This is a genomic window from Sinomonas sp. RB5 (genome assembly GCF_054063535.1).
In genome coordinates, this window is sequence record NZ_JBSSGJ010000004.1 from 94,491 (window position 1) to 115,692 (window position 21,202).

The 21,202-nt window shown below is 73.4% G+C and carries 22 protein-coding genes; 7 read left to right on the forward strand and 15 right to left on the reverse strand.

The features are described 5' to 3' along the window. Positions 1-49: 49 nt before the first annotated feature. Together ACVWWH_RS06690 and ACVWWH_RS06695 are read left to right on the forward strand one after the other, a co-directional pair. Positions 50-769: a VIT1/CCC1 transporter family protein gene (locus tag ACVWWH_RS06690; RefSeq protein WP_457316049.1), complete on the forward strand. Its 720-nt coding sequence runs from the start codon at positions 50-52 to the stop codon at positions 767-769. Beyond that, positions 766-1,779 (forward strand): aminoglycoside phosphotransferase family protein, encoded by a 1,014-nt coding sequence (locus ACVWWH_RS06695; RefSeq protein ID WP_457316050.1) that lies wholly within the window; start codon positions 766-768, stop codon positions 1,777-1,779. Before ACVWWH_RS06690 ends, ACVWWH_RS06695 begins: the two co-directional genes overlap by 4 nt. A 20-nt stretch (positions 1,780-1,799) precedes the next feature. On the opposite strand, the gene ACVWWH_RS06700 is transcribed toward ACVWWH_RS06695, so the two are convergent. From ACVWWH_RS06700 to ACVWWH_RS06720, 5 genes are all read right to left on the reverse strand, one after another. After that, on the reverse strand, positions 1,800-2,594 hold the full coding sequence (locus tag ACVWWH_RS06700) for a sulfite exporter TauE/SafE family protein (protein WP_141305746.1): 795 nt from the start codon (positions 2,592-2,594) through the stop codon (positions 1,800-1,802). Positions 2,595-2,605: 11 nt separating this feature from the next. Continuing rightward, on the reverse strand, positions 2,606-4,408 hold the full coding sequence (locus tag ACVWWH_RS06705) for a proline--tRNA ligase (protein WP_457316051.1): 1,803 nt from the start codon (positions 4,406-4,408) through the stop codon (positions 2,606-2,608). A 294-nt stretch (positions 4,409-4,702) separates the two neighbouring features. Continuing rightward, a complete protein-coding gene (locus ACVWWH_RS06710) occupies positions 4,703-7,441 on the reverse strand; it encodes a multicopper oxidase domain-containing protein (protein WP_084249406.1) in 2,739 nt (912 codons plus the stop codon). Beyond that, positions 7,441-8,646: a hypothetical protein gene (locus ACVWWH_RS06715; protein ID WP_457316052.1), complete on the reverse strand. Its 1,206-nt coding sequence runs from the start codon at positions 8,644-8,646 to the stop codon at positions 7,441-7,443. Before ACVWWH_RS06715 ends, ACVWWH_RS06710 begins: the two co-directional genes overlap by 1 nt. Then, on the reverse strand, positions 8,643-9,353 hold the full coding sequence (locus tag ACVWWH_RS06720) for a helix-turn-helix domain-containing protein (protein ID WP_457316053.1): 711 nt from the start codon (positions 9,351-9,353) through the stop codon (positions 8,643-8,645). The genes ACVWWH_RS06715 and ACVWWH_RS06720 overlap by 4 nt, the downstream gene beginning before the upstream one ends. Positions 9,354-9,406: 53 nt before the next feature. On the opposite strand from ACVWWH_RS06720, the gene ACVWWH_RS06725 reads away from it, so the two are divergent. The 4 genes from ACVWWH_RS06725 to ACVWWH_RS06740 all read left to right on the forward strand — a co-directional run bounded on the left by ACVWWH_RS06725 (position 9,407) and on the right by ACVWWH_RS06740 (position 11,959). Further along, positions 9,407-9,712 (forward strand): DUF2249 domain-containing protein, encoded by a 306-nt coding sequence (locus ACVWWH_RS06725; RefSeq protein WP_066497212.1) that lies wholly within the window; start codon positions 9,407-9,409, stop codon positions 9,710-9,712. Positions 9,713-9,798: 86 nt separating this feature from the next. Next, positions 9,799-10,587 carry an ABC transporter ATP-binding protein gene (locus ACVWWH_RS06730; protein WP_457316054.1) on the forward strand — a complete coding sequence of 263 codons (789 nt, stop codon included), beginning with the start codon at positions 9,799-9,801 and terminating at the stop codon, positions 10,585-10,587. An 8-nt stretch (positions 10,588-10,595) separates the two neighbouring features. After that, positions 10,596-11,339 (forward strand): ABC transporter permease, encoded by a 744-nt coding sequence (locus ACVWWH_RS06735; protein ID WP_084249742.1) that lies wholly within the window; start codon positions 10,596-10,598, stop codon positions 11,337-11,339. Beyond that, a complete protein-coding gene (locus ACVWWH_RS06740) occupies positions 11,336-11,959 on the forward strand; it encodes a TetR/AcrR family transcriptional regulator (protein WP_457316055.1) in 624 nt (207 codons plus the stop codon). Before ACVWWH_RS06735 ends, ACVWWH_RS06740 begins: the two co-directional genes overlap by 4 nt. On the opposite strand, the gene ACVWWH_RS06745 is transcribed toward ACVWWH_RS06740, so the two are convergent. From ACVWWH_RS06745 to dxr, 6 genes are read right to left on the reverse strand one after another with little or no spacing between them, the layout of a single operon-like run. Further along, positions 11,956-12,711, reverse strand: a complete 756-nt coding sequence (locus ACVWWH_RS06745) for a hypothetical protein (RefSeq protein WP_457316056.1) — start codon at positions 12,709-12,711, stop codon at positions 11,956-11,958. The genes ACVWWH_RS06740 and ACVWWH_RS06745 overlap by 4 nt on opposite strands. A gap of 31 nt (positions 12,712-12,742) precedes the next feature. Continuing rightward, entirely contained in the window at positions 12,743-13,564 is an 822-nt protein-coding gene (locus ACVWWH_RS06750; RefSeq protein WP_306505429.1) for a GNAT family N-acetyltransferase, read from the reverse strand. 19 nt (positions 13,565-13,583) lie between these two features. Next, entirely contained in the window at positions 13,584-14,750 is a 1,167-nt protein-coding gene (gene ispG, locus ACVWWH_RS06755) for a flavodoxin-dependent (E)-4-hydroxy-3-methylbut-2-enyl-diphosphate synthase (RefSeq protein ID WP_066497205.1), read from the reverse strand. A 60-nt stretch (positions 14,751-14,810) separates the two neighbouring features. Then, entirely contained in the window at positions 14,811-15,113 is a 303-nt protein-coding gene (locus ACVWWH_RS06760; protein ID WP_457316057.1) for a YciI family protein, read from the reverse strand. 49 nt (positions 15,114-15,162) lie between these two features. Beyond that, positions 15,163-16,512: a M50 family metallopeptidase gene (locus ACVWWH_RS06765; RefSeq protein ID WP_457316058.1), complete on the reverse strand. Its 1,350-nt coding sequence runs from the start codon at positions 16,510-16,512 to the stop codon at positions 15,163-15,165. A 12-nt stretch (positions 16,513-16,524) separates the two neighbouring features. Next, the gene (gene dxr, locus ACVWWH_RS06770; protein WP_066497200.1) at positions 16,525-17,754 is read right to left on the reverse strand and encodes a 1-deoxy-D-xylulose-5-phosphate reductoisomerase; all 1,230 of its coding nucleotides are present in this window, start codon (positions 17,752-17,754) and stop codon (positions 16,525-16,527) included. A gap of 69 nt (positions 17,755-17,823) precedes the next feature. On the opposite strand from dxr, the gene ACVWWH_RS06775 reads away from it, so the two are divergent. Next, positions 17,824-18,312 carry a GyrI-like domain-containing protein gene (locus ACVWWH_RS06775; RefSeq protein WP_457316059.1) on the forward strand — a complete coding sequence of 163 codons (489 nt, stop codon included), beginning with the start codon at positions 17,824-17,826 and terminating at the stop codon, positions 18,310-18,312. A gap of 13 nt (positions 18,313-18,325) precedes the next feature. On the opposite strand, the gene ACVWWH_RS06780 is transcribed toward ACVWWH_RS06775, so the two are convergent. From ACVWWH_RS06780 to ACVWWH_RS06795, 4 genes are read right to left on the reverse strand one after another with little or no spacing between them, the layout of a single operon-like run. Then, a complete protein-coding gene (locus ACVWWH_RS06780) occupies positions 18,326-19,165 on the reverse strand; it encodes an HpcH/HpaI aldolase/citrate lyase family protein (RefSeq protein ID WP_457316132.1) in 840 nt (279 codons plus the stop codon). A 5-nt stretch (positions 19,166-19,170) separates the two neighbouring features. Beyond that, positions 19,171-19,674 (reverse strand): MaoC family dehydratase, encoded by a 504-nt coding sequence (locus ACVWWH_RS06785; protein ID WP_066497198.1) that lies wholly within the window; start codon positions 19,672-19,674, stop codon positions 19,171-19,173. Further along, positions 19,658-20,344 carry a CoA transferase subunit B gene (locus tag ACVWWH_RS06790; protein ID WP_066497197.1) on the reverse strand — a complete coding sequence of 229 codons (687 nt, stop codon included), beginning with the start codon at positions 20,342-20,344 and terminating at the stop codon, positions 19,658-19,660. The genes ACVWWH_RS06785 and ACVWWH_RS06790 overlap by 17 nt, the downstream gene beginning before the upstream one ends. Beyond that, entirely contained in the window at positions 20,344-21,120 is a 777-nt protein-coding gene (locus ACVWWH_RS06795; RefSeq protein ID WP_066497195.1) for a CoA transferase subunit A, read from the reverse strand. The genes ACVWWH_RS06790 and ACVWWH_RS06795 overlap by 1 nt, the downstream gene beginning before the upstream one ends. Between the last annotated feature and the right edge of the window lie 82 nt (positions 21,121-21,202).

Here is a 21,202-nt window from a genome sequence, read left to right on the forward strand (position 1 = left end):
AAGCCTTGTCTCGCTGGCAGGGTGCGGCTGCCGATGCCACAGTGGTCCCATGAGCAGCAACACCCAACTCCACCCCGAGCCGCAGGGCACCGACCTCGCGGCCAAGCTCAACTGGCTCCGTGCCGGTGTGCTCGGCGCGAATGACGGCATCGTCTCCGTCGCCGCCGTCGTCGTCGGCGTCGCCGGCGTCACCAGCGAGAACGGCCCGATCCTCGCCGCCGGCATGGCCGCCGTCGTCGGCGGTGCCATCTCCATGGCGCTGGGCGAATACGTCTCCGTCAGCAGCCAGAGCGACAGCCAGAAGTCCCTCATCGCCAAGGAGACCGCGGAGCTGCGGGACCAGCCGCAGGAGGAGTTCGCCGAGCTCGTCTCCCTCTACCGGCACAAGGGCCTCTCGGAGGAGACCGCCACGACGGTCGCGAAGGAGCTCACGGCCAAGGACGCGCTCCGGGCCCACCTCGACATCGAGCTCGGCATCGACCCGGACGAGATCGTCAGCCCGTGGCACGCTGCCCTCGCCTCGGCCGTCTCCTTCCTCGCGGGCGCGGTCCTGCCGATGCTGACCATCCTGCTGGCGCCGCCCGCCATCCGTGTGCCCCTGACGTTTGTGATCGTGCTGGTCGCCCTCGCGGTCACCGGGTGGATCGGGGCGTGGATCGGCGGCGGGTCGCGGGCGCGCGCCTCCACGCGTGTGGTGATCGGCGGGGCAATCGCCCTCGCGGCGACGTTCGGGCTCGGCAGCCTGCTGGGGACCACCGGCATCGCATGACCCTTTCCGGAATCGTTCCGGACGCGCTGCTCAGGCGCTGTCTGCGCAGTCCCGGAGGCCGGGCATGGCTCGACGCCGTGCCCGGCCTCCTTGCCGCGCGGCTCGCGGCATGGGGCCTCACGCCGGACCTGGTCCCGGGGAGCGCCGCGCATGCCGGGATGTGGGCCCTCGTGGTCCCCGTCCGGCGCGTCAAGGAGCGCCTGGCGCTCAAGCTCTCCAGGCCGTTCCCCGAGGCGGCCTCCGAGGCGCCCGCCCTGCGGCTCTGGGGCGGCCGCGCCGCGGTGCGGCTCGTCGACGAGGACGCGGAGTCCTCCGCCCTCCTGCTCGAGCGGCTCGACGCGGGCCGCCGCCTGCAGGACGTGCCCTTCCCCGAGGCCGCGCAGATCTGGGGCGCGCTCCTGCGCGAGCTCTCCATCGCCCCGGACGACCGGCCGGGCTGGGACCGGTTCGAGCGCATCGATGCCATGGCCGAGCGCTGGAGCGACGAGCTGCCCGAACGCTGGGAGCGCCTCGGCCGGCCGTTCCCCCGGTGGCTGCTCGAGGCCGGCCTCGAGCTCGCATTCACCCGCGGAGCCGTGGGCCGGCGGGGCGGCCGGGACGTCCTCGTGCACACCGACCTGCACGGCCTGAATGTGCTCGCGGTGCCGGAGGGTGAGCCAGCGGCGTCCGACGGCGGTCCCTCCTTCCGCGCGATCGACCCGCAGGCCTCCCTCGGCGAGGGCGAGTTCGCGGTCGCGCCGATGCTGTGGAACCGACTCCCCGAGCTGGCGGGCGCGGACGCTCCCGCCGCGCTCGCGGAGCGCTGCAGCCTACTGGCCCGCGAGGCGGGGCTGGAGGAGGAGGCGGCCCGGGGCTGGGCGGTGCTGCGCGAGGTCGAGAACGCGCTCTGGTACGCGGAGCGGCCGGGGCACGGAGGCGATCTCGAGCGTTCCCTCTGGGTCGCGAGCGCGCTGTGCGCGCGGCTGCTGCCGGGGCTTCCCGCGGTCGAGGACCTCGCGCGGCTCGGCTGAGGCCAGCCGGCGCGGAATCCTCAGGCGAAGTCCTCGGCCCACACGTCGAGGCCTAGCTTGACCGCGAGCGCCGCGACGACGGCCAGGAACACCCACCGGATGAACGTATTGCCCCGGCTGACGGCCATGCGGGCGCCCGTGTACCCGCCGAGCATGTTGGCGGCGCCGAGGACGAGCCCGAGGCCCCAGAGCAGGACCCCCGAGGGGGCGAAGAGCAGCAGGGCGCCGATGTTCGTGGCCATGTTGACGATCTTGGCCTTCGCGCTCGCCTCCAGGAAGGCGTACCCCATGCCGGAGACGAGCGCGATCACGAGGAACGAGCCGGTGCCGGGGCCGATGAGGCCGTCGTAGAACCCGATCACGGCGCCGAGCCCGCAGGCGGCGGCGAGGTGGCGCCGGCCCTTGAGCCGCAGCTGGGTGTACTGGCCCATCTGTGGGCGCAGCACCGTGAAGAGGGCGACGGCGATGATGGCCGCGAGGATGATCGGCTTGAAGACGCGCGCAGGCAGGGCGGTGGCCAGGGCGGCGCCGCCGAACGCGCCGCACAGGGCCACGAGCGCCATGGGAATGGCGGTGCGCAGGTCGGGCCGCACACGCCGCGCGTAGGTGACGGCACTCGTCGTCGTGCCGAAGACGGAGCCCATCTTGTTCGTGGCGAGGGCCTGGACCGGGCTGATGCCCGGGACGGCGAGCAGGGCCGGAAGCTGGATGAGGCCTCCTCCGCCGACCACGGCGTCGACCCAGCCCGCGCAGAACCCGGCGACGACCACGAGGGCCACCGTCAGGGGGTCGACGGCCTCGAAGCCGGTGAGCACGCCGGCTGGGCTCAGGCGCCGCGCACGGCGGCGATGACCCGATCGACGACCTCGCGGACCGGCACGTCCTCGGCCGTCCCCGAGCGGCGGTCCTTGACCTCGAGCACGCCCGAGGCGAGGCCCTTGCCGACCGCGACGATGGTCGGGACGCCGATGAGCTCGGCATCTCCGAACTTCACTCCCGGGGACACCTTGGGGCGGTCGTCCAGCATGACGGTCAGGCCGCGCGCCTCGAACTCGGCCGCGACCCGCTCCGCCTCGGCGAAGATCTCCTCGCCGCGCCCGACGGCCACGACGTGGACGTCCGCCGGCGCCACCGCGCGCGGCCAGACGAGGCCGCGCTCGTCGTGGTTGGACTCCGCGAGGGCGGCCACTGCGCGGGTGACGCCCACGCCGTAGGAGCCCATGGTCACCGTGACCTGCTTGCCGTTCGCGTCCAGGACCTTGAGCCCGAGCGCCTCGGCATACTTGCGGCCCAGCTGGAAGATGTGTCCCATCTCGATCCCGCGTGCGGTCTCGAGCGGGCCCGAGCCGTCGGGGGCGGGGTCGCCGGCCCGTACCTCGGTGCACTCGATGACGCCGTCCCAGCCGAAGTCGCGTCCGGCCACGAGGCCGTAGACGTGCTTGCCGGGCTCGTTCGCGCCGGTGATCCAACGGGTGCCGGCCACGACGCGCGGATCGACGAGGTACAGCATCTTGGCCGTGCCCTCGAGACCGAGGACCGGCTTGTCCAGGGCGAGGCCCGGGCCGATGTAGCCCTTGACGAGCGCCGTGTTCGCCTTGAGCTCCTCGTCGCTCGCGGGGTCGAGGCCGATCTCGCCGCCGACCGGCAGGTAGGCGCCGATGTTGGCCTCGACGCGCTTGAGGTCCACGGCGCGGTCGCCCGGCACGCCGATGGCCACGAGTTGCTTCTCGCCGGTGGGCAGCGTGACGGTCAGGACCACGTTCTTCAGGGTGTCCGCGGCGGTCCAGGGACGCTCGGGGTTCGGGAAGATCGTCTGGGAAGCCTCGACGAGCGTCTCGATGGTGGGGGTATCCGGGGTGTCGAGCACCTGCGCCGCGGGCGCGTCGCTGTAGTCGACTGCCTCGGGCACCACCGTGGTGACGGCCTCGACGTTGGCTGCGTAGCCGCCCGGCGAGCGGACGAATGTGTCCTCGCCGATCTCGGTCGGGTGCAGGAACTCCTCGCTCTTGGACCCGCCCATCGCCCCGGCGGTGGCCTTGACCGGGACCACCTCGAGGCCGAGGCGGGCGAAGATCTTCAGGTACGCCTCGCGGTGGCGCGCATAGCTCGCGTCGAGGCCGGCGTCGTCGACGTCGAACGAGTAGGAGTCCTTCATGATGAACTCGCGTCCGCGCAGCAGGCCGGCGCGGGGGCGGGCCTCGTCGCGGTACTTGTTCTGGATCTGGTACAGCGAGAGGGGCAGGTCCTTGTACGAGGAGTACAGGTCCTTCACCAGGAGGGTGAACATCTCCTCGTGCGTGGGGGCCAGGAGGTAGTCGGCGTCCTTGCGGTCCTTGAGGCGGAAGATGCCCTCGCCGTACTCCGTCCACCGGTTGGTGGCCTCGTAGGGCTCCTTGGGCAGCAGCGCGGGGAAGTGCACCTCCTGCGCGCCGATGGCCGCCATCTCCTCCCGGATGACCCGCTCGACCTTCCGCAGGACCGCCAGCCCGAGCGGGAGCCACGTGTAGATGCCCGGCGCGGCGCGGCGGATGTAGCCGGCGCGGACGAGGAGCCTGTGGCTCGCCACCTCGGCGTCGGCGGGATCCTCGCGGAGGGTGCGCAGGAACAGGGTGGAGAGTCGCAGGACCACGCGGGCATCCGTTCTCGTATCTGGGCCGATCGGGCACGCGGGCCGACCGTGCGAAGAGGGCAGGAAAGTCAGCTACCAATGTATCCCAGCCGCGCAGCCCTCACGCCCCTCCCCCACGTCCGGGGGTCACCTTCTGGGGGTCACCTCGGCGGGTGGCGGCCCAGAGGAGTGGTTCGATCTGGCGCACGACGGCGACCACGCGCCGTCGTGCGCCCCACCTCGCCAGCGGGGGCCCACAGAAACTGACCTTCAGGACCTGACCTTCAGGAGGTGACTCACAGAAGGAACGGCGGCTCACCTCGCGGGGGCAACGTCGAACACTCCGTGCGCGCCCCGCTCGGCGTCCACCATGTAGTGGCTCACGAACGGGTAGTGCCCTGCCTCGTCGAACGTGAGGTCCACGAACCCACCCTGGGCGGGCGCGAGGTCCAGGGCCTGCGAGGCCCCCGCCTGCGCGCCGCCGGGGCCCGGGGCGAGCCGGTAGGCCCCCTCGGCCCACACGGCGCCGAACTGGGCGCCCACCACGTGGAACGAGGTGGCGCGCCCGGGCCCGGCGTCGAGCACCCACACGCGCACCCGTTCGCCGGCGCGCACGGCGAGCGGGTCGGCGTCGTACTGGTTCGGGTAGCCGTTGAACACGACCGCGTCCGGCGTGCCCGCGGCGATCTTGGCCGGGTCCGCGATGCCCGGGACGCCGTGTGCGGCGGCGCCGCGGTACTGCTCGCTCTGGACGAGCACGAACTCGTGGTCCACGGCGGGGGCGCCGGGCGGGTCGATGACCACCGCGCCGAACATGCCGTTGGCGATGTGCAGGGACATGGGCATCGTGCTGCAGTGGTACATCCAGATGCCCGGCTGGATCGCGGTGAACGTGTACACGAGCGACTGGCCGGGGTCGATGGTGCGCATCGGCCCGTCCGGGGCGAGGGATCCGGCGTGGAAGTCGACCGAATGGCCGGTGGAGGCGTCGTTGACGAGGGTGACCTCGAACCGGTCCCCCACCCGGCCGTGCAGGACCGGCCCGGGTGCGGTGCCGTTGTACGTCCAGAGGGTCTGGGTGACGCCGGGGGCGACCTCGGTCACCGTGTCGCGCACCGTCAGCGTGACCCGGTGCACCGTTGACGCGGGCACCGGCGGGAGGGCCGCGGGGTAGGGCGTGTGCTGGGCCGCCGGGGCGGCCGAGGGCGCCGCGGACTGCTGCATTCCGGGCATGTCCATGGCGCCCGGGGCCGGCGCCGCGGATGGCCGGGGGTCGCCGGTCACGGTCACGTGGAACACCATGCCCATCTGCCTGTGCCCCACCACCGAGCACCACCCCTCCACCGACTGGGCCACGACTCCGGCGTCGAGCTGTCCGCTCCGGCCGGGATAGACCCGGGAGGAGTCCTGCCCTGTCGCGAGCACGAGGTCGTGGGCGGTCTGGTCCTTGTTGGCCAGGCGGATCAGGAGCCGGTCCCCGGCCGGGACGGTCACCGTGTCGGGGACGAAGCGCATGCCGGACATCGCCACGTCCACCGTCGTGGTGTGGCCGGTGGGCACGACGCCGGCCCCTCCTGCGCCGCCCACGGCGCCTGCGGGGCTCCCGCCGGCGGCGACGGGCAGGACCGAGGGATCGGCGGCCACCCCGGCGACGACCGCCGCGAGCAGGACCGCGAGCCCCACCGCGCCGGAGCCGAGGCGGCTGCGGACGGAAGCGCCCGTCGTGCTCGGCCCGGAGCCGGCGGGACGGCCCTGCCGAGGCTCGGGCGCCTCTGGCCGGTCCGGCGCGGGAAGCGGCCGCGGACGGCCGAGGAAGGCACGCCCGGCGAGCCAGACGAACCCTATGAGGGCCAGCAGCCCCGCCACCGAGGCCGCGACGCGGACGGCGCTGGGCACCGGCAGGAGGTAAAGGCCGAGCGCCCCGTTGGCGAGGACCACGCGGAGCCAGGCACCGGCGTCGAGCGTCTCGGTGCGCCGGCGGACGGCGGCGGGGCCGCCGCCGAGCACCACGGGCAGCAGGTAGGACAGGGCCCCCACGAGGACCTGGGCGGCGAACCCGGCCGCGAGCGCCGGCGTGAGGCCGCCGAGGGCCTCGTGGAGCGCGTCCCAGTCCGGAGCCGTCACGCACAGCCACGCGAGGCGGCCGAGCGCGCCCACCAGCCAGACGAGCGAGGCAACGGCGGACAGCGGGGCGAACGCCACCGGCGCCCTGCGCCGCAGCGCGCGGGCGAGCGGGACGGCGGAGACGAGCACGCCGGCGAGGAAGAGGACGACGCCGGCCCCCGCCGCGGCGCGGACGCCCGCCAACGCTCCTCCCGCGGCGAGGCCGACCCCCGCGAGGAGGACCCAGAGGGCCCGGCGGGCGACCGGCTCCGCGGAGTCGTCGGCGCGCGTGCGCAGCATGGTCGGCAGGAGCGTCACGAGCGTTCCGAGGACGCTCAGGCCGACCCAGCCGAGGAGGTTGAGGGACTCGTGGGCGAGCAGGAGCCGGGCGTGGAGGCCGTCGCCGCCGTCGGTGCCCGGCAGGGCGAGCAGCGCGCCGGCGGCGGCGCCGAAGGGCAGGAGCGCGCACGCGGCGAGGTAGTAGCGCAGGGTGGACCGGAAGCGCGAGGGCAGGGCGCGCCGCAGCCTGAGGAGCAGGGCGGCGCCGTGCCAGGCCGCCGCGGCGCCCACGGCCGCGGCCCCGGCGACGGCGGCGGGCCAGACTCCGGACACGACCCCCGCCATCGCGGCGGCGGCACCGGCGTTCAGCAGTCCGATCCTCGCCGCGAGTGCCCGTCGCGAGGGCACGGGCAGCCGCAGCAGCGCCTCGGCGAAGTGCCACGAGTAGACGAGGATGGCGTTGGTCACGGCACCGAGGAGCGCAAGGTGCACCAGCAGCCACCCCGAGGCCGGGATGCCGCGGTGGATCCCGGAGACGAGCACGATCGCGAGCAGCCACGCGAGCGAGGGCGCGTTGGCCCAGCGGTGCCACGCGGCGCGCCCCGTGCCCGGCCGTGGCCCGGTGCCCGCAGGAGGACGGTGCGCTGAGGGCGCGGCGCCGATGCGGGGCATCACGGGGCGCCCGTCCCGCCCGCGAGCACCCTCGATGCACGGGATCCGTGCGGGTGCCGTGCGCGCGCGGCCGAGTACGCCGCGAGCGCCACGAACGCGAGGACGGCGAGGACGTTCCCGGTGCCGCCCCACTGCCAGGCGGCCGTCTCCCCGCGGGCGTCGCCGAGAGCTAGCCGCAGCAGCAGCGTCGCGTGCAGGAGGGCGGCGGGGACCCACATCACCGGCCGGTACGGGAGGGGGCGGCGCAGCACCGCCGGGAGGATCACCGGCGCGTGGGCCATGACCATGGACATCACGAACCCGAGGAAGACCGCGTGCAGGAACGCGTCGTACGCCGCTCCCGAGGGCGCGCCCGGAACGAGGAGGCACACGCCGGCGGCCACCGCGAGCCACGCATAGCCCGCCAGGAGGCAGGCTGCGACGTACCGCGGCAGCCCCGTGGCGCGGATCGTGGCGCGTGCCACGTCGTAGCGCACGAGCCACGCCGCGAGCGCGAGCACGGCGAGGCCGAAGAGCGGATAGCCCGCGGCGGGCCACAGCAGCGTGGCGGGGCACAGCGCCACGAGCGCGGCGTTCACGGCGACGAGCAGGGGTTCGGCCCAGGGGCCGCGGATCCGCAGGCGCGCGAGCTCGAGCCGCTCCCCCGCAATGGTCGCCAGCAGGAACGCGGCGAACCAGGGCACGACGGCGGGCACGGCCACCCCGGCGGCCAGCAGTCCGGCCGCCCCTGCCGCCGCCACGGCCCCGAGCGCCTGGACGAGGACTGCCGGGTCCCGCTGGCGCCGCCACAGCGGCACGTACACGAGGGCGAACGCGACCGTGCCGGCCAGCAGCGAAAGCCGTGCCGGCCACGCCGCGGCACCCCAGGGGCCGAGCTGGACGAGGGCGCCGCCGCCGAGCAGGGCGGGGGCCGCGTAGCCCCAGGCCCTGCGGAGCGCGACCGCCCGCTCGAGGGCAATGAGCGTGCCCACGAAGCCGAGCACCATGAGGGTCCCGTGGGCGGCGGGCAGGGCGGGGGCCGCGTTCCCGCCCACCGGGGCGGGGAGCCCGAGGAGGACCAGTGCCGCGTCGACGCCCGCGACGAGCGAGGCGCCGCCCAGGACGAGGAGGACGGCGCGGTGCCAGACGGCCGTTCCCGCACGCGGGACCCGCGCCGCAGACGGTCCCTGGACACCGGCGGAGCGGGGACCGGACGCCGGGCTCATGCCGTGCCGATCGTGAGCACGCACGCGCCCGGCTCGGCGAACGGCTCAAGCCGGGCGCGCAGCCCGGGGTGGCCGAGCAGCCTCAGGGACTCCTCGACGAGGCCGGCATGGACGGAGCACACGACCGCAGGCTGGTCCTTCGCGGCCGCCAGGAGCGGGCAGGCGACGAGCCGGACGCGCCTCCCGGAGGGCTCGGCGCCCCCGGAGGACTCGGCGGCGGGTGCCGGTGCGACCGCGAAGCCGAGGCCATCGAGTTCGGCGAGCACGCGGCGTCGGGCGTCCTCGGCCGAGACCGGCCGCGCGGGGGCCACGACGGCCCGCCTCGCCCAGCGGCGGCCGGCCTCGGCCCCCGCCGCCGCGGGATCGGGGGCGAGCCGTGCCACCTCGGCGGCCAGCACCCCGGCGAGTGCGGCGTAGCCCGGCGCCTCGAGCGGCTGCCCCGCCGGCCGGTACCGCTTCGCCGGCCGTCCGCGCCGCCCGTCCCCGGCCGGCGCACCCGCGGCGGCCTCGAGGAGGCCCGCGGCCACGAGCGCCTCGAGGTGCTCGCGCACGGTGTTGGGATGCTGCCCTGTCTCGCCGGCGAGCTGGTCGACGGTGCACGGCGCCCGATGGGCCCTGACGAGGTCGAGCACCGCCGCTCGCGCAGCCGAGAGCGGCAGAGCGGGGCCGGGAGCGGCCGGCTGGGGGCCGAGCTGACTGTTTTCCACGGAATTTATTGTAGTAAAGTTTCAGCCATCAGATCAGACCGGAAGGATGCGCCGTGGAGTACACCGCAGAGAACCCCCTCACCCTGACCCAGAAGTCCGCGTGCGCGTGCGGAGAGCACGACGGCGAGGGGTTCCCCGAGCTCGATGTGCGGGTCATCCCCCACGCGATCCGCCACGCGACGATCTTCGGAGCCCTCGACTCCCTCGCCGTCGGCGCCGGGCTCGTGATCATCGCCAACCACGCCCCGCTCCCGCTCCTGGCCCAGGTCGGGCAGCGCTACCGCGAGGGCGCCTTCGATGTCTCGTACCTCGTCGAGGGGCCCGAGGAGTGGAAGGTCCAGTTCCGCCGCGAGGCCTAGGTGTCCGCTCTTGACGGCGCCCGGGGACGGGCCTAGCCTCCAATTCATCGGTTGATGAATGAGCGTTCCACTCCCGGGAGCCAGCCATGCCGCACACGGCCGCCCACGCCGCCTCCACTGCTCCGGCCATCGAGGCGGACACTCTGTCCGTCCGCATCCGGCGCAGACCCATCCTCCACGAGCTGGACTTCACGGTCCCGGCCGGACGGATCACCGGACTGCTCGGGCCCTCGGGAAGCGGCAAGAGCACGCTGATGCGCTCGATCGTGGGGGTCCAGAGTCTGTGGAAGGGCTCCCTCACCGTCCTCGGCCAGCCGGCGGGCTCGGTGCCGCTGCGCCATGCGATCGGCTATATGACGCAGGAGGCGAGCATCTACCGGGACCTCACGGTGCTCGACAACGTGAAGTACTTCGGGGCCCTCCACGGCAAGTCCGCCGCAGACGCGCGCGAGGCGGTCGGCGCCGTGGGCCTCGCCGATCTGGCCCGCCGCCGTGCGGCAGACCTCTCCGGAGGCCAGTTCAGCAGGGTCTCACTCGCGTGCGCCCTCGTCGGGGATCCCCAGCTGCTCGTCCTCGATGAGCCCACGGTGGGCCTGGACCCCGTGCTGCGTGTGGACCTATGGGACCGGTTCAGGGCGCTCGCAGACCGCGGCGCCACCTTGCTGGTCTCGAGCCACGTGATGGAGGAGGCCGGGCGCTGCGACTCGCTCCTCCTGCTGCGCGAGGGGCGGCTCCTGGCCCAGCTCACCCCGGAGGCCCTGCGCGAGCGCGGCGGTAGCCGCGACCTCGAGCAGGCGTTCCTGGGGATCATCCGGGCGGACCTCGAGCGGCAGGCCGCGGGCCGCCCCCTCGCAACCAAGGAGCATGCCGCGTGAACCCGCGGATGCTGTGGGCCACGACCGCGCGCGTGCTCAAGCAGCTGCGCCACGACCATCGCAGCCTCGCCATGATCGTCGTGGTCCCGTCGGCGCTGCTCGCGATCGTGTACTGGCTCTATGAGAACGAGACCCTCCCGCCGGGCGCGCCCCGCACGTTCGACCGCGTGGGGCTCATCATGCTCGCCATCTTCCCGTTCATCGTCATGTTCCTCATCACGTCGATCACGATGCTCCGTGAGCGCACCACCGGCACGCTCGAGCGGCTCATGACCACGCCGATCCACACGGGCGACCTCCTCTTCGGCTACGGCATCGCCTTCTCGCTCATGGCAGCCGTCCAGTCGGCGATCGCCACCGGCGTGGCCTACTGGGTGTTCAACCTCGACATCAAGGGCAATGGCGGCTTCGTGGTGCTCGTCGCTGTGGTCAACGCAGTCCTGGGCGTGGCCCTCGGCCTGTTCTGCAGCGCCTTCGCCCGCACCGAGTTCCAGGCCGTCCAATTCATGCCCGTGGTGGTGATCCCGCAGATCCTCCTGTGCGGGCTGTTCGTGGCGCGGGACCATATGAACGACGTCTTCGAGGCCGTCTCGGACTGGATGCCGCTGACCTACTCGGTCAACGCGCTCCAGGAGATCGCGAAGAACACCGACCCCACCCCGGCACTGTGGCAGGACTTCGGCATCATGGCCGCGATCGTGGTCGGACTGCTCCTGCTCGCCTCGTTCACGCTGCCCCGCAAGAGCTCATGACCCCGGGGGCCGGGCGCCGGGGCCGACCGGACGACGGCGGGGACCGCCGGGAGCGCATCGTCGCCGCTGCCGCGCAGCTCTTCGCAGACCATGGGTTCGACGCCGTGAGCCTACGGCGCGTTGCGCGCGAGGCCAGGGTGGACCCGGCGCTCGTGCACCACTACTTCGACGGCAAGGACGCCCTGTTCGCGGCAGCGGTGTCCCTCCCCGCGGATCCGGGAGACATCCTGGCTGGCCTCGACACCACGACACCCCAAGGCCGCGGCCGCTACCTCGCGCACGCGGTGGTGGCCCTGTGGGAGGGACCCCAGCGCCCCGTCCTGGCAGCCTTCTTCCGTGCGACGATCGGCTCGACCTCGCGGACGCGCCTGTTGAAGGAGGTGGTCCGCCGCCGGATCCTCGCCCGGGTCGCCGAGGGCCTGCCCTACGACGACGCCGAGCGGTCGCTGCGCGCGTCCCTCGCCGCGACCCAGGTGGTCGGCTTCCTCGTGGCCCGCTACATCGTCGAGCTCGAGCCCCTCGCCTCGCTGGCCGCCGAGCGTGCAGAGGAACTCCTCGCCCCGGCGCTCGAGCGCCATCTCACGGGCCCGCTGCCCGCCCCTCGGGCTTCCCAGCCCTAGAGCGGCAGCCGCGCCAGCGCCATGTCGATGTAGCCGCGGACGGTGGCCGCGGCGTCGTCGGCCTGCGCGTCGACGAGGAGGACCTCGACGACCACGGTCCCCTTGGCCGCCAGCGCCCGCACCACGGTGCGCTCCTGGGGGGTGCCGCCGCTGCCGTCGGGGACCTGCGCCGTGGAGGTGACCATGACCGCTTCCTGGGCATCCGCGCCCGGATCCGCCGCGGCCGCCGTGACGGGGACCCGCAGGCCGCCGAACGAGGCCTGGTAGCGCCCGCAGGCCGCGGCGGCCTTGGCCAGGGCGGCCACCTCGGCGGACGCCTCCTCGGGGGTCGCCCGGCTCTTGAGGCCCACCGCGGTGTGCTGCGCGTGGCTGTCCAAGGGGGCGACCACGAGTGCCGCGGCGGCGCGGTCGAGCCCCGCGGGCGTGGACGTCACGGTGAGCGCGGCGCACGCCGCCGGGGAAGCGTCCGTGAACAGCCCCTGCACGGCGGCCTCCTTCTGCGCCGCGAGCTGGGGCGCGTCCAGCACGGCGCCGCCGAGCCTGAGCGCGGTCTTGGCCGCAGCGGCCGTCCCCACGAGTTCATCGCCGGTGAAGCTGCGCTGCTCGCCAGAGGCGTTGAGGCCCGGGCCCCCCTGCCCCGAGGAGGGCGGGACCTGCACGCCGGCGCGGCAGCCGGCCAGGGCGCCGACGGCGAGCACGGCGGAGGCTGCCGTGGCGGCGCTGCGCCGCCACGGCACTGACAGTGGACCCACGGTGTCCCCCAATGTCCGTTGCGCTGTGTCCTCAGAACAGGACGGTCGCGAAGGTGCCGACCTGCTCGAAGCCGACCCGGCGGTAGCTCGCGCGGGCCCTGTAGTTGTAGTCGTTGACGTAGAGGCTCACGATCGGAGCGGTGCGCTGGGCATGCTCGACGACGGCGGCCATGCCCCCGTGGCTGAGCCCGGCGCCGCGGTGGGCGGGCGCGACCCAGACTCCCTGGATCTGCGAGGCCGCCGGCGAGACGGAGCCGAGCTCGGCCTTGAACACGACCTCCCCCTGCGCCCCGAAGCGGGCGAACGAGTGGCCCTCGGCGATGAGCTGGCGCACCCTGCGGTAGTAGTTGTCGCTGCCGCCGGCCACCGGGGAGTAGCCCACCTCCTCCTCGAACATGGACACGCAGGCCGGGGCGAGCGCGTCGAAGTCCTCGAGGGTCGTGACGCGCACGAGCGGGTCGGCGGGCACCGCGGGGGCGCCCTCCATGGCCAGGAGCGGCTGGGCCCGGCGCACGTCGCGCGCCGGGGGCCCGGACAGCTCGGCGAAGATGGCGAGGGTGGCCTCGGCGGGGCCGAAGATGGAGGCGAACCGGCGGCGCGAGTGCCGGATCACGTCCGCGTAGGCGCGGGCGTGCTCGGCCGGGACCTCCACGGGCACGATGTTCGCCCCCAGCCAGCAGGCGCTCGCGAGCCGCCCGTCGCCGTCGAACGTCCCGACGATCTCCGCGCCGGTGCCCGTCTCCGCGGCGCTGCCGTGCGCGGCCAGGTGCGCCGCGACGAACACGTTCGCGACCGGGTCCACCGCCGCGAGCGCGGCGAGCGCCGGCGTGTCCTCGTCGGTGAGCCGGCGCACCGCCCTCGGGGCAGGGCGGCTACGAGACGGTGACCACGGGGCCGCCTTCGACAGCATCTTCGCCACCGGCCTCCCCCATCTCCTCGGCGATCTTCATCGCCTCTTCGATCAGAGTCTCCACGATCTGGCTCTCGGGGACCGTCTTGATGACCTCGCCCTTGACGAAGATCTGCCCCTTGCCGTTGCCGGACGCGACCCCGAGGTCCGCCTCGCGCGCCTCGCCCGGGCCGTTCACGACGCAGCCCATGACGGCGACGCGGAGCGGCACCTCCATGCCCTCCAGGCCCGCGGTGACCTCCTCGGCGAGCGTGTACACGTCAACCTGGGCGCGGCCGCACGAGGGGCAGGAGACGATCTCGAGCTTGCGGGGGCGCAGGTTCAGCGACTGCAGGATCTGGATCCCGACCTTGACCTCCTCCACCGGCGGGGCCGAGAGGGAGACACGGATGGTGTCCCCGATGCCCTGGGAGAGCAGCGCCCCGAACGCGGTGGCGGACTTGATGGTGCCCTGGAACGCCGGGCCGGCCTCGGTCACGCCGAGGTGCAGCGGCCAGTCGCCCCGCTCGGCAAGCAGCTCGTAGGCACGCACCATGACCACCGGGTCGTTGTGCTTGACGGAGATCTTGAAGTCGTGGAAGTCGTGCTCCTCGAAGAGGCTGGCCTCCCACAGCGCGCTCTCCACGAGGGCCTCCGGGGTGGCCTTGCCGTACTTCTGCAGCAGGCGCGGGTCCAGCGAGCCGGCGTTGACGCCGATCCGGAGCGAGGTGCCGTGGTCCTTGGCGGCCTGCGCGATCTCCTTGACCTGGTCGTCGAACTTGCGGATGTTCCCGGGGTTCACCCGGACGGCGGCGCACCCGGCCTCGATCGCCGCGAAGACGTACTTCGGCTGGAAGTGGATGTCCGCGATCACGGGGATCTGGGACTTCTTCGCGATGATGGGCAGCGCCTCGGCATCGTCCGCGGACGGGCACGCCACGCGGACGATGTCGCAGCCGGCGGCCGTGAGCTCGGCGATCTGCTGGAGCGTGGCGTTGATGTCCGTCGTGGGGGTCGTGGTCATCGACTGGACGCTGATCGGGGAGTCGGAGCCGACGCCGACCGAGCCAACCCTGATCTGCCGGGTCTTGCGCCGGGGCGCGAGGACTGGCGGCGGGGCTGCTGGCATTCCGAGGCTGACCGAGGTCACTGGGGGGCTCCTTCAGGGGTGCTGCTGGGTGGTTTCAGGGCCGGCGGCGCCGGACGCCGGTCAGACCGTTGCGACGTCTGCGAGACGTCCGATGATCGGGTTCCAGGCCGTGGCGGCCGTCTCCGCAATGAGCGAAGCCTGCGCGAAGGGGTCCTCGGCGAGCACGGCGTCCAGCGCGGGGCGGTCCGCCGCCTGGAAGATGAGCAGGGCCTTCCCGCCGCCCTCGTAGGGGCCGCTCGCGAGCAGGTCGCCGGACTCGGCCCGCTCGCGCAGCCACGCGCGGTGGTCGGGGCGCACCTCGTCGAGGCGGGCGGCCTGCTCCGGATCGGACACGTAGCGGTATTCGACGGCGAAGACAGTCATGGGTCCAGACTATCCCCCTCGCGCCGGGTGCCGCTGAACGTCGTCGGCGTCATCCGAAGAGGTTGACCGGCTTCACGATGTCCGCGTAGATCAGCAGCGCGCTCATGACGAGCAGCACGCTGGCCACCACGTAGGTCAAGGGCAGGAGCTTGGCGATGTCGAACGGCCCGGGGTCGGGCCGGCGGCGCCAGGCCGCCACCCGGCGTCGGACGCCCTCGTAGAGCGCGCCGGCGACGTGGCCGCCGTCGAGCGGCAGGAGCGGGACGAGGTTGAATACCGCGAGGGCGAGATTGACTCCGGCGAGGATCCCCACGAGCGTCGCGAGGCGGGCCTGGACGGGGACGTCCTCCATCGAGGCCACCTCCCCGGCGACCCGGCCCACGCCGACGACGCTGATCGGGCCGTTCGGATCCCGCGGGGCGCTGCTGAAGGCCGCCTGCCCGACGGCGACGACGCGGGCGGGGAGGTTGACGACGACGCCGGTCACCTGGGCGATGTTCTCGCCCACTGCGGGGAGGACGCTCGAGGCCGGCTGGGGCACGAGGCCCTGCTGCGGCCCGATGCCGAGGAAGCCGGCCTGGGTGGTCTGGTAGGTGCCGTCCGCGTTCTTGACGGGCTGGCCGTCCGCGCCGAGGACGGGCCGCTGGGTCAGCACGGGTGTGACCTTGGTGGTCACCTCCGCGTCGCCGCGCTTGACCGTCACCTCGACCTCGCGCCCGGCGGAGGCCCGGATCCAGCTGGTGAGCTGGTCCCAGCCGGTGACCTTCCTGCCGTCGAAGGCCACGATCGTGTCCCCCGGGCGGAAGCCCGCGGCGGCCGCCGGGGTCTTGGTGCAGGTGGCAGGGTCGGTGTTCTGGCTCCCGCCGGTCTGGCCGGCGCCGCCCTGGGCGACCATGCACGCCGAGACGTTCGCGATCTGCGTGGTGGGCTGCGGCGTGCCGAACCCCATGAGCAGGATCGCGGTGAACAGGACGCCGAGGATGATGTTCATCGCGGGGCCGCCGAGCATGATCACGGCCTTCTTCCACACGGGCAGCTGGTAGAAGAGCCGCCCGTGGTCCTCGGGTCGGACCTCCTCGTGCGCCTGGTCCCGCGCGGCCTCGGCGAGACTCTGGAACATCCCGGTGCTCGACTGCCGCACCGAGCCGTCCTTCGCGTTCGGGGGGTACATCCCCACCATCGCCACGTAGCCGCCGAGCGGTAGCGCCTTGACCCCGTATTCGGTCTCGCCCCGGCGGAAGGAGAAGAGGGTGGGGCCGAAGCCGATCATGTAGCGGGTGACGCGGACGTTGAACAGCTTGGCCGGGAGGAGGTGGCCTACCTCGTGCAGGGCGATGGACACGGCGATGCCCACGGCGACGAACACGACGCCGAGGATGAACAGGACAGTGGGGTTCACGCGGGAGATCTCCTAAGGCTTCTGGATTCCCAAACGCTCACCGGCCCGCGCGCGTGCCCACTCCTCGGCGGCGAGCACGGAATCCACAGAGAGTTCCGAGGAACCCGAGTGCTCGGCGAGCACGGCCTCGACCGTGTCGACGATGTCGAGGAACCCGATCCTGCCGGCGTGGAAGGCCTCCACGGCCTCCTCGTTGGCGGCGTTGAACACCGCCGGGAAGGTGGTGCCCTGCTTCGCCGCGTCGCGGGCGATCTCCACGGCGGGGAAGGCGCGGGAGTCGAGCGGCTCGAACGTCCACGCCGCGGCCTGGGTGAAGTCGCACGGCCGGGCGGCGCGCGGGACGCGGTCCGGCCAGCCCAGGCCGAGGGCGATCGGCAGGCGCATGTCCGGCGGGCTCGCCTGGGCGATCACCGAGCCGTCGGTGAACTGGACCATGGAGTGGACCACGGACTGGGGATGGACGACGACGTCGATCGCCTCGAGCGGCACGTCGAACAGCAGGTGCGCCTCGATGAGCTCTAGGCCCTTGTTCACGAGGGTGGCGGAGTTCGTGGTGACGACCTTGCCCATGTCCCACGTGGGGTGGTTGAGCGCCTCGGCGGGCGTCACCGAGGCCAGCCGCTCCCGGTCCCGGCCGCGGAACGGGCCCCCGGAGGCGGTGAGGATGAGCTTCTCGACCTCGCCGGCGCGGCCGGCGCGCAGGCACTGGGCGATCGCCGAGTGCTCGGAGTCCACTGGGACGATCTGGCCGGGCCGCGCCGCCCCGGTCACGAGGGCGCCGCCCACGATCAGGCTCTCCTTGTTCGCGAGCGCGAGCGTCGCCCCGGAGGCGAGCGCCGCGAGGGTCGGCGCAAGGCCGATGCTTCCCGTGATGCCGTTGAGCACGACGTCGGCGGGGCCGCTCGGCCCGCTCCACGCCGCGATGCGGGCCGACGCGTCGGGGCCGGCGAGCAGCTCCGGCTCGTAGCCGGCCAGGCCCGCGGCGGCCGCGGCGGCACCGATGAGGGACCGCAGCTCGTCGGCGCTGCCGGAGGCGATGCCCACGGCCTCGGCGCGGGTGCCCACGGCCTGGCGGGCGAGGAGCTCGAGGTTTCCGCCCCCGGCGCTGAGCGCGACGACCCGGAAGCGGTGGGGAGCGCCGTCGACCACCTCGAGCGCCTGGGTGCCGATGCTGCCGGTCGATCCGAGGATCACGACGGAGCGCTGGGCGTGCGGGTCCCTCTCGGTGCCGGAAGTGTGCATGCCCTCCAGTATTCCCTACCGCCGCTGCCGGCACTCGCGTCCTGCGAGCCGATGGGCCAGCATGGAACCATGACTGAGATCAGCGTCACCGACCTGCCCGAGCAGCCGACCGCGGTGGTGCGGGCCACCGTGAAGATGGACGAGCTGAGGGGCTTCTTCGACGGAGTCTTCGGCACGGTGGTCGCCGCCGTCCAGGCGCAGGGCGGCCGCGTCGCCGGGCCGCCGTTCGCGATGTACCACGGCATGCCCGGCGAGACCATCGACGTCGAGGCGGGCTTCCCGGTCACGGGCCCGTTCACGGGCGCGGACGAGGTGGCCGCGAGCTCCCTCCCGGGCGGACGCACGATCCGGGCGCTGCACGTGGGCCCCTACGAGTCCCTGTCCGAGACCTATCAGGAGGTCACGGGGTGGATGCGCGAGAAGGGCCTCACCCCGGCGGCGAGCATGTGGGAGGTCTACATGAGCGACCCCAACGCCGAGCCGGACCCGGCCACGTGGCGGACCGAGCTGTTCTGGCCGGCGAGCGAGGGTTCGCCGAGCGAGGGCCCGGCAAGCTAGGGCCCGGCCGGGATCAGCCGAGCCCGGCCCTGCGCAGCACCGCCTCGGCGTGGCGCAGGATCGGGCCGTCGACCATCTTCCCCTGGTACTGGAACACGCCCGTCCCGACGGCCTCCGCCGCGGCGAGGAGGGCCCGCGCGGCCTCGACGGACTCGGGCGAGGGCGCGTAGGCGGCCCGCACGGCGGCGACCTGGCCCGGGTGGATGCATGCCTTCGCGGCGAAGCCGGAGGCGACGGCGTCCGCGGCCTCGGCGGAGAGCCCCTCGAGGTCCGGGATGTCGGTGTAGACGGCGTCGATCGCCGCCTTCCCGTGGGCGCCGGCGGCGAGGAGCACCGTGGAGCGGGCGTGCAGGGCGACGGCCCGGTACGCGCCGTCGGCGGCGCGGCTGGAGGTCCCGCCGAGGGAGGCCACGAGGTCCTCGGCTCCCCACATGAGGCCGACCGTGTTCGGCTCGGCGGCGATCGACGGCGCCGCGAGGATCCCCGCGGCCGTCTCGCAGAGGGCCACGACCCGGTACGCGCGCAGGAGCGCGAGCTCCTCGGGCGCCTCGGCCTTGGCGAGCATGACCGTGCGGTACGGCGTGGCTTCGAGCGCCTCGAGGTCCGCATCGAAGTGGACCGAGCCGGCCGAGTTCACCCGCACGATGGTCCGCTCCGGGTCGAGCGGCGTCTCGGCGAGGTTCCTGCGGGCCTCCGCCTTCGCGTCCGGCGCCACCGCGTCCTCGAGGTCGAGGATCACGGCGTCGGACCGCTCGGCGGCCTTGGCGAAGCGCTCGGGCCGGTCGGCGGGGCAGAACAGCAGGGCCGGACCCATCGCGAAGGGTGCTCCGTGCGCGTGGGGCTGGGCGGTCATCTCGGTCACCGGGTGTGTGCTTCCTTGGTCCACATGAGGCACGAGCGGCGGGCCCGGGCCACGACGGTGCCGTCCTGGTTGCGGCCGGTGTGCTCGAACGTCACGATCCCCTGTCCGGGGCGCGAGGCCGAGAGGCGCTTCTCCACGACGACGGTTTCGGTGTAGAGCGTATCCCCGTGGAAGAGCGGGTGGGGGAAGGCCACGTCGGTGAGGCCCAACTGGGCGACGATCGTCCCCTGCGTCAGCTGGGCCACGGACTGGCCCACCATGGTGGAGAGCGTGAACATCGAGTTCATGAGCCGCTGTCCGAACGGCTGGCCCGCGCTCCAGGCCGCGTCGAGGTGGAGCGCCTGGGTGTTCATGGTCAGCGTGGTGAACAGGACGTTGTCCGCCTCGGTCACCGTGCGCCCGGGGCGGTGGGCGTACGAGACGCCCTCCTCGAGCTCGTCGAAGTAGAGGCCTCGCTGCTCGACGACGCGGAGGGGGGCCGGCTCAGGGCTCGTTGTCATGGATCTCCACCTCGAGCTCTGCCGCGGTCGCGGCGACGACCTGGTCCTCGGTCACCCCCGGCGCGAGCTCCCGCAGCACGAGCACAGGGCCAGTGCCGGGCTCCATCCCGGCGCCCACGCCGTTGCGCTCCACGTCGATCACTGCGAGGTCCGTGATGATCCGGTCGACGCACGCGCGCCCCGTGAGCGGCAGCGTGCACTCGGGCAGGATCTTCGGGTTCCCGTTCCGGTCCGTGTGCTCCATCATGACGATGAGCCGCTTGGCCCCGAACACGAGGTCCATGGCACCCCCCATGCCCTTGACCATCTTCCCGGGGATCATCCAGTTGGCGAGGTCCCCGTGGGCGGAGACCTCCATGGCCCCGAGCACGGCGACGTCCACGTGGCCGCCGCGGACCATGCCGAATGAGGTCGCCGAGTCGAAGAACGCCGCGCCGCGGTTGACGGTCACGGTCTCCTTCCCCGCGTTGATGAGGTCGGGGTCGACCTCGTCCTCGCGCGGGTACCGGCCCGTGCCGAGGATGCCGTTCTCGGAGTGGAGGACCACCTCCACTCCGTCCGGGATGTAGTTCGGGATCAGCGTGGGCATGCCGATGCCCAGGTTGACGTACTGTCCGTTCTCGAGCTCCCTGGCCACACGCGCGGCGAGCTCATTGCGGGTCCACGGCATCAGGACGCTCCCTCGGTGCTCGACACGGTCCTCTTCTCGATGCGCTTCTCGCTGTGCGGGCTGCCAGGCGGGACGTGCACCACGCGCTGGACGAAGATCCCCGGCAGGTCGATGTTCTCGGGGTCCAGCTCCCCCGGCTCGACGAGCTCCTCGACCTCGGCGATCGTGATCCTGCCGGCCATCGCGCACAGCGGGTTGAAGTTCATGGCCGTCGCGTGGAACACGAGGTTCCCGTGGCGGTCCGCCTTCTGGGCGTGGACGAGCGCGAAGTCAGGGGTCAAGGACTCCTCGAGCACGTAGTCGGCGCCGTTGAAGGAGCGGACCTCCTTCGGCGAGGACGCGAGCACGACGTTCCCGTCGGCGTCGTACTTCTGCGGGAGCCCGCCCTCGGCCACGAGGGTCCCCACCCCGGCCGCCGTGTAGAAGGCGGGGATGCCGGCGCCGCCGGCCCGGAGCTTCTCGGCGAGCGTGCCCTGCGGGGTCAGCACCACCTCGAGCTCTCCCGCGAGGAACTGGCGTGCGAACTCCTTGTTCTCGCCCACGTAGGAGCTGATGGTGCGGGTGATCCGGCCGTCCGCGAGGAGGATCCCGAGGCCCCAGTCGTCCACGCCGCAGTTGTTGCTGATGGTGGTCAGCCCCGTGGTGCCCTGGGCGTGCAGGGCGTCGATGAGGGCCACCGGGATGCCGCACAGGCCGAACCCGCCGACGGCGAGCGAGGCCCCGTCTCCGATGTCCGCGACCGCCTCCTCGGCGCTCGCCACCACTTTGTCGATCACGTGCCCCTCCTCGTTCCGAGCTGCCGGCGGCGCTGCGCCCGCTCTGCCGCGCCGCACCTGCCCTCATCCAACGTCAGGGCGC